Consider the following 15,042-nt stretch of genomic DNA (forward strand, 5'->3'; position numbering starts at 1 on the left):
ATTACTGACGAGACTGGCTGATACGCTCCTGCAACCAGGACTCTATTTCGCTTTGTAGCCAGCGGGAACTGCGCCCCAGCTTGATGGGTTTCGGAAAGACACCATCTTTGATGAGCCGGTATATCCACTTATTGCTGACGCCTAACAGACGGGTAATGAAAGCCATATCGACAAATTGGTCTTCAAATAAGGAAGGTTTGATGGTCATGATTGAGTTCTCCGGTAGCATTTGGGTTAGCCGGAGTCGTGGTTGATGATTACTCATGCCAGCTCCGACATACCAACCGGTGAATCTGTAAAAAGTCAGTGAAGGTTGTTCAGCGTATGCGTGGTCTACCTCGGTTGCTTTTTACCGGTATCACGCTTTTACCCGCGATGATGCCATTTTCCTTTTGCTCACATTTAGCCAGATAGCTAATGACATAGCGCAAATCATCGATCTCGTTCGTATCAAAATGTCGGATAACCTTGCCAATTTTGACTTCGTAAATATCTTTAGGGACGCAAAGGTGATGATATCCATCATTATCTGTTACTTGTTTCCAAATATTCCCCATCGCTCGGGATATAGGATAATGACAGTTCTGAAACTGCCCATTTAGATAGCAAACAAAATGGACGTGCAGTCCTTTTCTCTTCGTGTACTCTATCACCCAGTAATAACCCACGACGGGAAGGGAATACGCGATCTCTTTAATCAACATCTGGACTTCGTTATACATTGAATGTTTGCAGGCATGACCAAAGCTTGCTGAATTCTTTTTATACGCAAAGTCGATCCTGAAAGGTAGTAATTTTGCAAAGCGTTGGAACATCGCCTCCATATGCGTATTGATATCAGTCAGCAATAGACCATCCATTTCATACTTTGGGTTGGCGTTATATGGTCTTTTCATTTTACTTCCTCAGTAGTGATTCAAAGGAAGAGGTGGTTCTGTAATTTTCACTCAGTTAAGTCTATTATCATGTTCTGTATATTTTTCATTATTGCTCTATTTATGTAATAAAAACGCCCTATTAACTCCATTTAATAATATTAATTAACCTTAATTCCTTGTCATTGCAAATTACTGCATATCCCGCTACTGGGATGATAATTGAACACCATGCAAAATTATGGTTGAGAGGCGCCATGCGAATTGATGGTCGAGTCACAAGCTAATATGGTGTTTACCAGAACTTTGTGCCATAGAGTTCCCTTAGTCTTAACATCATTTCGATACACAATTGTAAACACATTTCTCATCCTGCTCATATATTTTTCTGGGCATCATTCTAAGCAGACATACATCCCTTAGGTGGTAATACTTTCCTGCATTACTTTTACTTACAAGAACGCTACTCACCAGACGCCATGAGATACAGTTAAACCCTGTGATTGCGTATCCTAAAAATGAATTTGTTTGTTATTTATTTACTTGAAATACACTGTAAGTGCCTGTAAAACTATCCAAATTAAACATGAAATCACTGTTAATCACTAAGTGATTACAGCAATAAAAAGGAAGCTGAAATGGTTCGGGTAGTACGCAATGATGAAGAGATGATAAAGTTTCTGGAAAATGCACTATTACAAGAGGGCATTCACTGCCCACCGCATACAGGAGATAAAAATTATCGCTACTATCAAGATAGAATCAGAAAACATTGCCTATCTCTTGGTCATGAAGAACAGGAAATAGAAAATTATTTCGCCATTGTGGAGAGATTTCATGAAATCTCCATCCCTTCTGAAGTTGATCAAGGGTGGTTTGTAAATGATATTCGTGCAAGCTTATGGTTGGCGTGCGAACTATTTTCTGAATCTCACGGAATGAAGTTAGGGTTGAGTATTCTTGAGCCTTTGTCCCCTGATTCATTACAACCTAATCACCCTGTTAGGGTACAAAATATCAGGAAAGTAATACATGCATGGCCGTTAAATAGAACGCCTGCGGAATATATAAAAAATAAAGGAGTGGAATGGGCTAGGTTAATTGAGAAGGACGATATTTTTAGTGATTTTCTTTCTCTGGATAAAAATGTTTCTTCTTGGTTGAAAAGATATCTACAGAATAACATTTCTTCTTTAGATGAGTATATTTGTGGTGAGTCTAATGACGAAATTATTGCGTGGTGTTATATTGTTTATTTCAAATGGAAAAAGAAAAACTCTGAATCACCCGATACAGTAAGTTTGTTTAATCTCAAGTTCAAAAGTGCATGGTCAACACAAAAAAACCGGATAAAAAACAAAATAACCAAAAAACTTAAACCGCTCAATGTCCACATCTCTGAAGATATTCACCGTATGTTAAGAGCATTAGCTTTAGATGAGTGTATATCGAGCGATAAAGTGGTTGAACATGCAATTATGGCTGCATACAAAAATAAAAGATCAAAGCAGTGATAACATTTAAAACAATTTCAGACAGATATTATCTCAGTGAATCACCCCCGAAGCCATTCTGGCTCGAGGGTTTTGTTTTTCTGTCTGAGGTTGTTTCATGAAAAAATCAGAAGGTCTGCAGGCCATCGAAAAGCCGCTGGCGTCACTCCCCCATGCCATTGGCAAACATATTCTCGACCATATTCAAAAGCTCACTCGCTATGAACCCGTGATAGGCATTATGGGGAAAACTGGAGTGGGGAAGAGCAGCCTATGTAACGCTTTGTTCCAGAACGAGGTCACGCCCGTCAGTGATGTCAACGCCTGCACTCGTGATGTGCTTCGATTCCGTCTGAACAGCGCTGACCATAGCCTGATACTGGTAGACCTACCCGGTGTAGGCGAGAGTGAGCAGTGGGATAGCGAATATGAATCTCTGTATCGCAACACTCTCCCTAAGCTGGATCTCATTCTGTGGGTTATCAAAGCCGATGAACGCGCTTTTTCTGTGGATGAACGCTTCTACCGGCGAGTGATGACGGGCTACCAACAGCGAATACTGTTTGTCGTTAACCAGGCTGACAAAATCGAACCCTGCTATGAATGGAACGCCACTCGCAATACGCCTTCACCGAATCAGTCGGCTAATATCGAGGCTAGGCTGAACTCCATTCGTCAGTTATTTTCACCGTACCATCCGGTGTGCGCCATCTCAGCCAGGACAGAATGGAATCTACCGTCAATGGTCGAAATCATGATGCGTTGCCTGCCTGACCGTGCCACCAGCCCTCTGGCGACGCAACTGCACGGGAGGTTATGCAGTGAACCGGTAAAAAAGCAGGCACGTGAAAGCTTTGGCGATGCGGTGGGGGAAGTGTTTGATTCTGCGGAAGCGGCATCATTTATTCCCACGCCACTCAAAGCGGTCATTCGCACAGTCCGCGATGCCGTGGTATCCGTTGCTCGTGCCGTTTGGGACTGGATTTTCTTCTGACCTAGCTTGCCTGCCATTATCTTCGGGACATACCCTGTCCGTTCTGACGTCTTGTAAGCTGCCGGATTTGGTCCACTTTCTCTTTAAGCCCCGTCATGGCTGATGTCGGCAACAGTAAAAAATACGTCTTCTTGTGTCCATTCCCTGTCCCACCTCATCGTTAAAATAACCGTTTTATTTTCAGCTAATTATCTCACTGGAGAACCTGTCTCATGACTCAGGCTGAACGCCGTCATGACCGGCTTGCCGTCAGGCTGTCGTTAATTATCAGCCGCCTGGTGGCGGGTGAAACGCTGGATTTGCGAACGCTGGCAACTGAATTTGGTGTGTCGGTTCGTACCCTGCGCCGGGACTTTCGGGAACGTCTGATGTATCTGGATCTGGAGTATCGCAAAGGTCAGTGTCGCTTGCTGTCCGGGGGCCGACAGAGAGAACTGGCGGTGATGACGTTTGCTCGTCAGTCGGGGGTTGAAGCGCTGTTTCCTGATATGGATAACCATTTGGTCGCTTCACTGTTGAGCGGTCCTGGTGAGTCTCCCTGCCTTATCTGGCAGGGAGTGGCCCAAGTGTCATCCCCAGACTCGGGCGTGTTCACGCGACTGGTGAGCGCGGTATCGGAACACCGGAAGGTCACGCTACTGGGAAGCGGTTGTCGCTGCACAGACCTTGCTCCCTATCGCTTGGTTCTGCGTGAGGGAGAATGGTATCTGACGGGTGAGCATCAGGCCCGGATTGCCGTTTTTCCCCTGACCGATATTCGGGCGGTCACGCTCCACAACGGCAGCTTCGTTCCGGATATAGCGGTGCGCGACATCCTCTCTCACCCGGATTTTCTTCAAGCCTTACCTCATTTTCAATGTATCGACGACGTTATATCTACCTTTAGTACTAAAACTCTTTAGTCAAATAAAAGGATAATGAAGTGAAAAAAACAAAGTTATTGTTATTAATATCTGGAATCTCCGTTGGGTTAATTGCATCAGACTTTGCGGAGGCATCCAGTACTTATAAAGGTATATTACCTGCTGCAGTAAACAATAAAGTTGGCAACAGGTTTTGGTGTGATGCTTACCATCAGGTGAGAAAAATGTGTAAAGCTACTGAAATTGATGCGTCAGGCGGGTTTATTCTGATACGTTCTGCCCCTTTAAAAAATTGCGAAGCTGGGGTTTGGGGATGGATCAACCCTGGTGACAAAGATAGTGCGACTGATTACATTGCAACGGGTTATACCATTACTCCTGATGCCAAATTTAAGGTGACAGCCAAAGATATGTGCAGCCCTAACATGAAGGTGACCTTTCGCCCTAACAGTAAAAGACCTCAATTTGAGGACATGGTGGGGCTGTATAAAGGAAAGGAAGTATTTCGTTATAAATGGCCAGATTCTAAATAAATTATCTTTCAAGCAAGGACTGAATGTGAAAAAGACATCGGTGTTAATTGCATTATTATTTCCATTGGCAGCTTCTGCAGTTCCAAATATGTGGAGCAGTGGCTTCGGTCAGGGCGTAACAGAATACCTGATCACCAGCTCGGAAAATGTCGTTTTTAATCTTAACTGCACCATGAATCCAGATGAACAGAATACCTTACAGCATAATGTACTCATCGACCTGCCTAACGGTACTCGCGTGGATTCACGCGATGACAAAACAGCAATAACGGTTGTGACCGATGACCAACAGTTTCCGTTACCCTCCTCACTAGGCTGGCGAAATGGAGATAACGCTTGGATTCAGTTTATTGACGCGCTTGGTCACGCCGCAACGTTCGATGTTTATGTTAATGATAAAAAAGTAGGGAGTTTTACTCCCGGCATTAAGAATACGAAAAAAGAGCTGGATGACCTTAGCGGTTGCAGGAATATCGCTGGTTAACTTTCTTTATCAGTAACCATACCAACATTTTACGGGCCATGCCTCCTTCGGGAAGCATGGCCTTTTCGTTTTTAATCTCTGAATAAGGAACTAACCATGACCCGATTAGCCAGCCGCTTTGGTGCGGTCAATCTTGTACGCCGCGACCGCCCACTAACCCGTGATGAACTGGCGCATTACGTACCGAGTGTCTTTAGTGAAGAAAAGCATGAATCTCGCAGCGACCGATATACCTACATCCCGACCATTACCCTGCTCGATAACCTGCAGCGTGAAGGCTTCCAGCCGTTCTTTGCCTGTCAGACCCGTGTGCGGGACCAGAGCAAGCGTGAACACACCAAACACATGCTGCGCCTGCGCCGCGAAGGCCAAATCACCGGCAAGCAGGTGCCAGAAATTATTCTGCTTAACAGCCATGACGGCTCCAGCTCATACCAGATGCTGCCGGGGCTATTTAGATCGGTTTGCCAAAATGGACTGATTTGCGGTGAGAGTTTTGGTGAAGTGCGCGTACCGCATAAAGGCAATGTGGTGGAGAAAGTCATTGAAGGGGCTTACGAAGTACTGGGGATATTTGACCGAGTGGAAGAGAAACGCGATGCCATGCAGTCGCTGCTGTTACCGCCACCGGCCCAACTGGCAATGGCAAAAGCAGCATTAACCTACCGCTTTGGCGAAGAGCATCAGCCGGTGACGGAATCGCAGATCCTTTCCCCGCGCCGCTGGCAGGACGAAAACAATGACCTGTGGACCACTTACCAGCGTATTCAGGAAAACCTGATTAAAGGCGGGCTGTCAGGGCGAACGACCAAAGGCAAACGTGCCCACACCCGTGCTGTAAAAGGTATCGACGGTGATGTGAAGCTTAACCGCGCCCTTTGGATTATGGCCGAGAATATGCTGCAGTTTGCTTCATGAATCTTTTTACCCTCACTCCCTTCAAGCTCTGTCGATAAACCGGTGGGGATTTGTGTTTTAAGGAACTGATATGTCTACACTTCATTTATCCACGGCATTTCCTGCAAATGAGCAACGTGTTATCCGGCGAGCCCTGCGCTTGCTGGAGAAATATCAGCGCCAGCCGGGTAAACAGTTTACCGCCACCAGTTTTGCTAAAAGCTGGGTGCAGCTACAACTGGCTCGCGAGGAGCGGGAGGTATTTCTCGTAATGTATCTTGATAACCAGCATTGCCTGCTTGAGCACGAAGCGTTGTTTACGGGCTCCATCAGCCATACCGAAGTACATCCCCGTGAGCTGGTGAAAGCGGCTCTGCGCCACAACGCCGCTGCAGTAATTCTGGCGCACAACCATCCGTCAGGTACGACAGAAATCAGCCAGCAGGACAAACATGTTACTCAGCGGATCGTAAAAGCGTTGGCACTGGTCGAAGTGCGAGTGCTGGATCATCTTGTGGTTGGGAATGAAGTGGTTTCTTTTGCTGAGCAGGGTTTGCTTTAAACGGAGGTTTTCATGCCATTAACACCACTCCATGAATGGGGGTTACAAAGCGATATCATCCCACGATTTGGCGCAAGATTGGTTCAGGAAGGTAACCGGCTGCATTACCTGGCTGACAGGGCTGGGTTGACGGGGAGCTTCAGCCCGGAGCAATTACAGAAACTGGATCAGGCTTTCCCGCTGTTTATAGAACAACTGGAAAATTTGCTGCGCTCCGGCGAGCTAAATCCACGTCCGCAACATCAGGTGACCATTCAGCTTGCGAGTTTAACCTGCATCGCTGATACCCGTGGTAGCTGCGGCTAGGTTTACATTTCTATTTATCCAACCCAGTAACACCTTCTCTCTTCTTCTTTTATCAGGACTCAACTCATGCAAATTTCATCTGTACCGGCCTCGGTGCCGGTTTTGTCACGCCTGTCGCCCGTACAGGTCTGGCAGCAACTGTTAACGTATCTGCTGGAGCACCATTACGGCCTCACACTCAACGACACACCATTCCATGATGATACGGCCATCCAGGAACATATCGAGGCGGGGATCACGCTTGCCGATGCAGTGAATTTTCTGGTGGAGCGCTATGAACTGGTGCGCACTGATCGTAAGGGTTTCAGTTGGCAGGAGCAGACGCCATTCCTGACCGCGACCGATATTCTCAGAGCCAGACGAGCTACCGGATTGATCAATACTTAAATTCTTCGAGCTTCGTTCCTGATTTTTACCTCTGAACTTCCCACCCTTTTTATTCATCGCATAATGCGCCTGCCACTCCCGGCAGGCGTGTTTGCTTTTATGGACGATTACGATGCAAACAGAACTCGACGTGTTGACGGAACACAATGAACTCATCCTTTCGACCAGTATCGGACGTGTAGTCACTGGTCGCGATTCCGCACTTAAACAGATTGAACAACTCATTGAGCAGCTTGATGCCATTTCACAGCTAACCTCTGAAATCAGTGGTGGTACAGCGCAAGACTGGGCGATGAAATCCGGGCACCGCTACGATAGCTGGCTGACTGAGAAGACTGATAAAGCGATGCCTGCCGTCACCCGCAATATAGATCGCAGTATCTGGCGTGACTTGATGTTGAAGTCTGGCATGATGGCCTTGATGGATGCTCGGGCTCGCGATCAGTGGCATAAGAACCTGGAGGAGGGCGATCTTCCTGCAATCAGCGAGGCGAATATCCTCAGTACCTTTGAGCAGCTACATCTGAACAAAATGGACGTCTTCGAACGTGGCATCATTAACGTCTTCAAAGGCCTGTCGTGGGATTACAAAACCAATAGTCCCTGCAGCTTTGGTAAGAAGGTTATCATCAACAATCTTGTTACGCATAACCGCTGGGGATTTAGTCTGAACTGGGGCTGGCGTCGGGATCAGCTAGCGGACCTGGAGCGAATGCTGTTTCTGCTGGATGGAAAACCTATTCCTGACAACCGGGGTGATATCTCTAACCGATTGATGGAGTATATTCGTGATAATCCGGCTAAGGACGTTTACGAAGATGAGTTTTTCAGCATTCGTTACTTTCAGAAGGGAACCGCTCATCTGACATTCAAGCGACCTGAGCTGACTGAGAGAATGAATGATATCATTGCCAAGCATTATCCGGGCATGCTAGCCCAGCGATAATAGGCTGTATTTTCTAACAAATTTATCTGTTGGTATAAATGTTGGTACAAATTTTATCGAACACGATTTTATACATATTAAACAAATGCATAACTGACGTATTCGAATCCTGTAGGGAACTGACGTCTTTTTTTATGCCTGAAATTCAGTGAATTAGCTGATTTATGCGTGTCTAAATCAAAGCCATAGCGTTAGAGTGGCACGAATACAAGCGTCCTAACTGGTCGAAGGGATACGCTGAAGACCTGATGGAAGGGTTTGAGAACGATTTTTTTCCCCACATTGGCAAACTCATCTCTTGGCCAACGAATTACCTGAATTCCTGAACGCACTGGCTAAATACAGTGGCAGCCCGATTACTCGGCTTGCAACCCGAATTTTGCTTCTGACAGGGGTTCGGACTATTGAGCTCCGTGCTTCCGAGTGGGAAGAATTCGACCTTGAGCGTGGTATTTGGGAAGTTCCTGTCGAACGTATGAAAAGTCAATACAGGTGCGTTATGTTTGCTCTGACTATCAGCGCTGTAATGGGATGTTCTTTTATCAGCCAGGCTGAACCCGCTTACGCCAACCCACAGCCTCAGACGGAGCACGGCATGAAAATTCAGATGAAAATCAAGGGACAACGCTATGACATCACGCTCTATGATAATCCCACTTCTCAGGCGTTTGCCGCACAGTTACCCGTGACGCTGGAGATGATGGAACTGAACGGTAATGAAAAATACGCCGAGCTTCCTCACCCATTGCCTACCGACGCAATACAACCCATCACCCTTCACGCGGGTGACCTTATGCTGTATGGCAATCAAACACTGGTGCTGTTCTATACAACGTTTAAGTCATCTTACCGATACACCCTGGTTGGTCGGGTTGACTCACCGGAGAACCTGACAGAAACACTAGGTAAGCAGAACGTGCGGGTCGCATTTTCTAACCAGACATCAAAATAGATACCTGACCCTAAAACGATAAAAGCCCTGACCGTTGCAGTCAGGGCTTTTATGGTACTACGAACTTCAGATTTGACATTAATGAACTTAATAATTTTTTACAGCTAATGGTACTACCTTAAATGCACACGTTTATCACAGATAATATTGGGTACTGAATACTAACTAAAACCTCCCCTATATTTACCAGTTTAAATAACCTATTGACCTTGTAGACCTTCAAAGGTATGACTTCTTAAACAAGCACATTTCCCCTCGCGATATACTTTTTGATGCGTGGCCTCACTTTCGTTGCGATATTTCTTTCACTAATTCGAATAAAATCCTATCGCAAACAAGAATAACTAAATCATAGCCTTACATCATCGCGCTTTCATACACACCCTGCGACTGTCGATACTGACTACTTGGCCTTGGAACATAATAAAGTGAGTTCTTTATTTATACTCACTACACTTACCCTGCACAAAAATATTCCGTGGCCTATGTCGCAAAAAACTGAACAACCTATTAAAAACACATTCTAACAACTCTCAATATAAACAGCGAACTCTAAGTGCACCGCTGTTGAACGCTAATTTACGTTTTTTTTAAAGCATGTCAATACTGTTTTTAAGAACATGTTTTTATTATCAGTATAACTGTGTTCAAACAAGCAGAACGTCAAGCGGTATACGCCAGGCACACTCTCAATGCCTGGTGAAAAAGCGGGCTTCTCCCCGGGTTTCCTTAATAGGTTAATACCCAGTGGCGCTGGCTGCGCCTTCCGGGACAGGACTTTCACCTGCAAGATAAGTACAGCTTTTCCCAGCGCACAGCCCAATCGTACGGAAACGTACGCCAAGTACAATTTTCAAACAAAATCTTCAGGCTTCGCGCATACCATAGCGGTGCCGTTGGCATATCGGGCATTCCTGGCTTTGTTCTGTCCAGGCAAAAAAAAGGCGATGGCAGGTCGAACAGGGGACTTCGTGGATGGCTAGCGTGGTCATTTTGCATTCATCGCTTTGCGTTACTTTTATGGCATGAGGAAAACAGACGTCCTCACAGTTGCCACAACCGGTACAACGGGAGTGGTTCAGCGTCATAGACTCCCCCGCCAATTGGATTGCATCCTCAGGGCAAATCCTGGCGCAAGCGCCACATAAAAAACATTGGGCATTATTCAGGACGAGATGGTATTCACTCACATCAGCAAAATGAGTTCTGCGTATTCGCCATCCTGGCGTTACGCTGCCGGTGTTGCCCTTGTCGTTGTTGATCTGCAACCAATGGCGTCGGGCTTTATTGATAGCGGCGACAGGTGGAGGGAGGATCCGCCACTGCGGCTGTTTGAACTGTTTCAGCTTGATGTTAAGTGCAGCAATAGCGATGACCCATGCCGGGCTGAGCGTCATATCCAGCTCAACAGCCCGGATCTGGTATTCAGCATGCCACATAAGAAGTTCATCGACGCTTGGGGCCGTTATGCTTAACGGCATGACTAAAGCGTCATCCCGATAATGGCGTAGCGGAAGGGTAAGTTCCTCTACCGCTCCGGTTGGGCAGGTAAACTGGCAGGCACCGCAATTAATGCAGGTTTCGGTATCGAAATGGACCTTGCCATCGATAACGGTGACCGCATCAACCGGACACGCCAATACACAAGCCTGACAGTTTGCCTGTTGCACCCGGTTGCGAACACAGGAACGGCCAGCCCCGACCAGGGCTGACCTTGTATCAAGTGAAAACAGTCTCATTAATTGATACTGAAGAAGCTGAGCCGCAATAATACTTCAGCTACCACCACCAATACGCTTCCCAACGCCAACAATCGCTTGTTGATGCGATGACCCCGTACGCACAGCGTCAGTGCGCCTACGCCAGCAATCAATATCAACCACGACGCCAACCGAAGGTTACTCAACTGTTCAAACGCGCTCAACGGCTGGTGAGGGAAGGTAGCCACATCGTTATTTCCTAGGGTGGCCAGATAACCCATATAGAGAGGCTGTTCCACCAGGCGACATAACGTAATGCCAATAACCAGCGCTACGGCGGTTATAGCAACCCGTTTTACCTGCTGAGAAGAGAGAACAGGGTGAGTAGCGAGTGACCACAGGCAGGCAATTGCGCCCAATCCCAATGCTGCACCATAGAACATCCAATAGGTATTGAAATGCATCCATGTCTCTACCGATGAGTGCACATAGACAGCGCTCATACAGAAGATGTCGATGATGCCCAACAGCGAGGCAATCAGCAGCAAGATCGTCCAGACCCGCTTGGTGAACAGGGCAATCAATGTAGCCAGCCCCAGGATCCCCAGATAAAGACTGGCAAAAATGATTTCCCGGCTCAGCCAGGAACTGTCAACGTGCCTCAAGGCGTGAAACGCATTCAGCGGATAGCCCAAATGCGCGGTAGAAGCCATTAAACCCAGCGCACCAGCGATAAAAGCAGTCAGCATCAAGGGCAACGCATAACGGCATTTTTCTTTGGTGTCCAGACTGTCATTGGCATAAGCCAGGGTAAAGGTGATAAACAACGTGATGCCAACCGAACCTTGAACCAGCAGGGTGAAAATAACAAGTGGCCATTCATGCATGATTATTTACTCCCCGGTTCAGCACCCAGGTGCGGTTTGATGACCAGATTAGGATGAGTAATAGCGGAGTCAGGTAAACCCTGTACATCACTAGTGTCACCATATTGCGCACGGAGCTCGTCAATAGGGCCAAACTTGATGGCACCCAAAGGGCAGGTTGTCACGCAGACGGGTTGTTCACCGGCGGCCTGGAGGTCGACGCAAAAATCACACTTTGACATCTGGCCAGTGGCTTGATTGAGCTGAGGGGCGCCGTAAGGGCAGGACCAGGCACAATAACCACAACCAATACACTTGTCCGTATTCACCCGCACAATGCCATCGCCAGGGCGTTTATGCATCGCCGTGGTTGGGCAGTTCACCGTGCAAATCGGATCCTGGCAATGGTTACAGGCTATCGACAAGGTATAGGCATAAACGTTGTTATAGACCCCACCTTGACCGGTAGGAATAAAACCGCCGCCTTTAACTTCATAAATACGACGGAATCGACGGCCAACTTCGAGGTTATTCTTGTCTTTGCAGGCAACCTGACAGGCTTTACAGCCAGAGCAGCGGGAGGAGTCAATATAGAAACCAAGCTGTCGATCGCTGACCGGAGCATAATCAATAAATTTATTCATGCTTTACCCACCTCCACAAGCATGGTTTGGTGAGAGTTGCCTTTTGCCAGCGCAGTGATCCGCGCAGAGCTCAGCACGTTGGCACAACCGGCATGGTCAACGCCATTTGCATCCGGTTGCCACCAGGCTCCCGCTTGTAGCGCAACGACTCCTGGCATAATACGTTGAGTAACCTCTGCCGGGATCATCGTAACACCGCGATCGTTATGAACTCGGACACTGTCCCCCTGGGCAATACCTCGGCTGCGGGCATCTGCCGGGTTGATCCATAATTTCTGCGTCTGAACTTCCTGTAACCACGGGTTGGCGTATTGGGTGGAGTTAGCGCGATTCTTGCCTTTCCAGGTAATCAATTGCAGCGGATATTTTGCCGTCAGTTTGTCTTCCGGCCCTTCATGTGCAGGGACGTAGTGAGATAACGCAGGGATTTCAGGGTGCTTCATATCATAGAGACGCTTGGAGAAAATCTCGATTTTTCCTGACGGGGTTGGGAACGGATGATTCTGCGGATCGCGAATATTATCAGCGAAAGCAATGTGCGGCTTACCCTTGAACAGGTGACGGCGCTGGACCAGCAATTCATCAAAGGTCGGCAAATGTTCGTCTGGCATAGACTGACGCGTGTTCTCCCAGATCTGTACGATCCATTCTTTTTCTGTGCGCCCGAGGCTGAACTCTTTTTCGATGCCAAGTTTCTGGGCAACTTCACGTATCCAGTCGTAATCGGACCGGCGTTCGAATTGAGGTTCGATGAGCTTTTCTGACAGGATTAAATAGTTGGCCGTTCCCCAGGTTTCACCAATGTTCCATCGTTCCATAAAGCTGGTTTCTGGTAATAAAACATCGGCATATTTTGCACTGGGTGTCAGATAGAGATCGCTTTGCACAATAAATTCTATTTTGGACTCATCCTCCAGTACTTTAACGGCTTGATGGATATCCGGGTTCTGGTTGGCCAAATAGTTTCCGGCCAGTGAAAATACCAGGCGAATATTACTGTTCAGTTTATCTCCACCGGTGAGGCCATCTTCTGGCGTAATCTTGCTGGCATCATCAGATGCTTGCACCCAGTTCATGATCGAGATCTTTTCTTTCACTGGATTGTCTGGCATTTCTGGGCCCGTGGTGAATTTACGGTTACCGATACCCCCATAGCCGCCAGCCCAACCGCCTTTGATACCTACGTTGCCAGTGATAGTTGCCAGCAGGGTTGATCCTCGGGCAGTACGCTCACCGCAGTTATGTCGTTGTGGTCCCCAGCCCTGAATCAGTGCTGCTGGTTTGGCCGTGGCGTAATCTCGCGCCAGTTGCCGAATGGTCTGTGCCGGGACATGGGTGATCACCTCTGCCCATTCAGGCGTTTTCTTTATGCCGTCTTTAGCTCCCATAAGGTACGCCACCAGGGACTCATTTTCTGGTACGCCTTCAGGCATGGTGCTTTCATCAAAGCCCAAGGTGTAACGGTCAATAAAGGCCTTGTCATGCAGATTTTCATTGATGATGACGTACATCATTGCATCCATCAGTGCATTGTCTGTGGAGGGGCGTAATGGGATCCACTGATCGGCGAGAGAGCTTGCGGTATCGGAATAACGGGGATCAACCACGATAAAGCGGGTTCCGTTCTGCTTCATCTGCTGATAATAGTGATTGGTGTGACCAAAGATGGTTTCTGTCGGGTTATGGCCCCACAGGATCACCAAAGGGGTGTCGCTCAAGGTATCCAGTGTGTTGCCACTGGCAGCGCTACCGTAGGTATAAGGGGTTGCTGCCCCGGTGTTACCCATGCTGACAGAGTGATAATACTCAAGGTATCCGCCCGTCAGGCTGAGCAGGCGACGGGCCATTTTATCGCCGGAGAACGCGCCGCCGCTTACGGCGGTATTGTTGTGGACAAACCGGGAAGCAGCCCCGTACTTTTCGGTGATCCTTTTCAGATTGTCGGCAATCAGCGTCGTGGCTTCATCCCAACTAATACGCACAAATTTGCCCTCACCACGCTTGCCAACGCGTTTCATCGGATATTTCAGCCGATCGGGATGATAGACGAATTTTCGATAGCCACGTCCACGCACACAGGCCCGCATGATAGGCATATCAGGATCCAACTCGGCATCCGGTCGCGTAGTGATGCGGGTGACCACACCGTCCTGCACATGAGCACGAATATCGCATTTCCCTCCACAGTCAAAAGTGCTGCAGGTGGAGATAATGCGTTCTTCGGGAGGGCGTGTTTCGACGCTTGTTGTTGGTGTATCGGCGGCATTAACAAACTTGACGCCGACCACGGGAACGGCAGCCAGAGCGCTGCTCACCTTCACGAAATTACGGCGGGTGATCCCTGGGGAAGAATCGCTATTGTTTTTATCAGTCATGACATTTGCTCAAAAAGAAATCACATTATCTATCTTGAGATAACTTATTTTCGTTGCGAAAAGTCAATCAGAGTTACTTCTTTTTGGTTATTTTAAAACATTATTGGAACTCGACGAGGAGAATGTTTTTTTGCAAATGGAGTTACAGAAATCTTTTCTTTGAGC

17 protein-coding genes and 1 pseudogene are annotated in these 15,042 nt (G+C 47.5%); 12 read left to right on the plus strand and 6 right to left on the minus strand.

The genetic code is table 11. The features are described 5' to 3' along the window. Position 1 precedes the first annotated feature (1 nt). Together DRI82_RS00850 and DRI82_RS00855 are read right to left on the minus strand one after the other, a co-directional pair. On the minus strand, positions 2 to 208 hold the full coding sequence (locus tag DRI82_RS00850) for a helix-turn-helix transcriptional regulator (RefSeq protein WP_024484789.1): 207 nt from the start codon (positions 206 to 208) through the stop codon (positions 2 to 4). Positions 209 to 317: 109 nt separating this feature from the next. Beyond that, positions 318 to 896, minus strand: coding sequence for a rolling circle replication-associated protein (locus tag DRI82_RS00855; RefSeq protein WP_157967985.1), 579 nt, complete (start codon positions 894 to 896; stop codon positions 318 to 320). A 617-nt stretch (positions 897 to 1,513) separates the two neighbouring features. On the opposite strand from DRI82_RS00855, the gene DRI82_RS00860 reads away from it, so the two are divergent. The 12 genes and pseudogenes from DRI82_RS00860 to DRI82_RS00915 all read left to right on the plus strand — a co-directional run bounded on the left by DRI82_RS00860 (position 1,514) and on the right by DRI82_RS00915 (position 9,292). After that, complete coding sequence (locus DRI82_RS00860; RefSeq protein WP_114191620.1) at positions 1,514 to 2,389, plus strand: hypothetical protein; 876 nt, start codon at positions 1,514 to 1,516, stop codon at positions 2,387 to 2,389. A gap of 97 nt (positions 2,390 to 2,486) precedes the next feature. Further along, complete coding sequence (locus DRI82_RS00865; RefSeq protein ID WP_114191621.1) at positions 2,487 to 3,362, plus strand: GTPase family protein; 876 nt, start codon at positions 2,487 to 2,489, stop codon at positions 3,360 to 3,362. 212 nt (positions 3,363 to 3,574) lie between these two features. Next, positions 3,575 to 4,264 (plus strand): helix-turn-helix transcriptional regulator, encoded by a 690-nt coding sequence (locus DRI82_RS00870; RefSeq protein WP_114191622.1) that lies wholly within the window; start codon positions 3,575 to 3,577, stop codon positions 4,262 to 4,264. Between the two features lie 20 nt (positions 4,265 to 4,284). Continuing rightward, positions 4,285 to 4,758 (plus strand): hypothetical protein, encoded by a 474-nt coding sequence (locus DRI82_RS00875; RefSeq protein ID WP_114191623.1) that lies wholly within the window; start codon positions 4,285 to 4,287, stop codon positions 4,756 to 4,758. Positions 4,759 to 4,783: 25 nt separating this feature from the next. Further along, a complete protein-coding gene (locus DRI82_RS00880; RefSeq protein WP_281269743.1) occupies positions 4,784 to 5,242 on the plus strand; it encodes a hypothetical protein in 459 nt (152 codons plus the stop codon). 96 nt (positions 5,243 to 5,338) lie between these two features. Beyond that, positions 5,339 to 6,160 carry a DUF932 domain-containing protein gene (locus DRI82_RS00885; RefSeq protein ID WP_114191624.1) on the plus strand — a complete coding sequence of 274 codons (822 nt, stop codon included), beginning with the start codon at positions 5,339 to 5,341 and terminating at the stop codon, positions 6,158 to 6,160. 70 nt (positions 6,161 to 6,230) lie between these two features. After that, positions 6,231 to 6,701, plus strand: a complete 471-nt coding sequence (gene radC, locus DRI82_RS00890) for a RadC family protein (RefSeq protein WP_114191625.1) — start codon at positions 6,231 to 6,233, stop codon at positions 6,699 to 6,701. A gap of 12 nt (positions 6,702 to 6,713) precedes the next feature. Continuing rightward, positions 6,714 to 7,007 carry a type IV toxin-antitoxin system YeeU family antitoxin gene (locus DRI82_RS00895; protein ID WP_114191626.1) on the plus strand — a complete coding sequence of 98 codons (294 nt, stop codon included), beginning with the start codon at positions 6,714 to 6,716 and terminating at the stop codon, positions 7,005 to 7,007. A 66-nt stretch (positions 7,008 to 7,073) separates the two neighbouring features. Continuing rightward, entirely contained in the window at positions 7,074 to 7,394 is a 321-nt protein-coding gene (locus DRI82_RS00900; RefSeq protein WP_114191627.1) for a TA system toxin CbtA family protein, read from the plus strand. Between the two features lie 112 nt (positions 7,395 to 7,506). Continuing rightward, complete coding sequence (locus DRI82_RS00905) at positions 7,507 to 8,340, plus strand: DUF4942 domain-containing protein (RefSeq protein WP_114191628.1); 834 nt, start codon at positions 7,507 to 7,509, stop codon at positions 8,338 to 8,340. A 179-nt stretch (positions 8,341 to 8,519) separates the two neighbouring features. After that, a pseudogene (locus tag DRI82_RS24185) lies at positions 8,520 to 8,821 on the plus strand (tyrosine-type recombinase/integrase); the annotation flags it as partial. Positions 8,822 to 8,839: 18 nt separating this feature from the next. After that, positions 8,840 to 9,292 carry a cyclophilin-like fold protein gene (locus DRI82_RS00915; protein WP_245956754.1) on the plus strand — a complete coding sequence of 151 codons (453 nt, stop codon included), beginning with the start codon at positions 8,840 to 8,842 and terminating at the stop codon, positions 9,290 to 9,292. Between the two features lie 866 nt (positions 9,293 to 10,158). On the opposite strand, the gene DRI82_RS00920 is transcribed toward DRI82_RS00915, so the two are convergent. Genes DRI82_RS00920 through DRI82_RS00935 form a run of 4 tightly spaced genes read right to left on the minus strand, consistent with a single transcriptional unit; the run spans position 10,159 to position 14,877 of the window. Then, entirely contained in the window at positions 10,159 to 11,031 is an 873-nt protein-coding gene (locus DRI82_RS00920) for a 4Fe-4S binding protein (protein ID WP_114191629.1), read from the minus strand. After that, positions 11,031 to 11,879, minus strand: a complete 849-nt coding sequence (locus DRI82_RS00925; protein WP_114191630.1) for a dimethyl sulfoxide reductase anchor subunit family protein — start codon at positions 11,877 to 11,879, stop codon at positions 11,031 to 11,033. Before DRI82_RS00925 ends, DRI82_RS00920 begins: the two co-directional genes overlap by 1 nt. A gap of 2 nt (positions 11,880 to 11,881) precedes the next feature. Beyond that, the gene (locus DRI82_RS00930; RefSeq protein ID WP_114191631.1) at positions 11,882 to 12,502 is read right to left on the minus strand and encodes a DMSO/selenate family reductase complex B subunit; all 621 of its coding nucleotides are present in this window, start codon (positions 12,500 to 12,502) and stop codon (positions 11,882 to 11,884) included. Continuing rightward, on the minus strand, positions 12,499 to 14,877 hold the full coding sequence (locus DRI82_RS00935) for a DMSO/selenate family reductase complex A subunit (RefSeq protein WP_114191632.1): 2,379 nt from the start codon (positions 14,875 to 14,877) through the stop codon (positions 12,499 to 12,501). The genes DRI82_RS00930 and DRI82_RS00935 overlap by 4 nt, the downstream gene beginning before the upstream one ends. Positions 14,878 to 15,042 lie beyond the last annotated feature (165 nt).

The organism is Edaphovirga cremea (assembly GCF_003332275.1).
Taxonomy (GTDB): domain Bacteria; phylum Pseudomonadota; class Gammaproteobacteria; order Enterobacterales; family Enterobacteriaceae; genus Edaphovirga; species Edaphovirga cremea.